At 47.1% G+C, this 340-nt stretch carries 1 pseudogene; it reads right to left on the bottom strand.

Annotation, left to right across the window (positions count from 1 at the left end):
• Positions 1–340 (bottom strand): annotated as a pseudogene (locus L693_RS29955) (IS5/IS1182 family transposase); the annotation flags it as partial.

Genomic DNA, 340 nt, shown 5'->3' with positions numbered 1-340 from the left:
GGACAAATAGGGGACGGAATCATGTACATTCCCCGGTGTCACATGCACGTCCGTAATCACATTGTACTTCGTATCCACCGTACGGTGGTCCAGATAAAAGAAGCCTTCGGGCTTGCCATCACGGATCATATAGCCGCTGTCTGGGTCTGTTTTGCTTACTTTAATCTCTTTCTCTTCGTTCACTTCCTCTCGGGATTTTAAGGCTTTTTTCCGTGGTTTTTCCGGTCCTCCTTCACCGCTTCGTTCAGCTCGTCCACATAGTCTTTGGTATTCTGTAATACTTGTTCTTTGGTGTACTGGTGTCTGTTAGCATTGGCTTTGACGTGTGTGGAATCGGTGA

The sequence above is a fragment of the Paenibacillus sp. 1-18 genome (assembly GCF_000520755.1).
In the GTDB taxonomy this organism is placed as follows: domain Bacteria; phylum Bacillota; class Bacilli; order Paenibacillales; family Paenibacillaceae; genus Paenibacillus; species Paenibacillus brasilensis.
The sequence above is the reverse complement of the archived record's forward strand: the minus strand, read 5'-3'. Positions and strand labels throughout refer to the sequence as shown.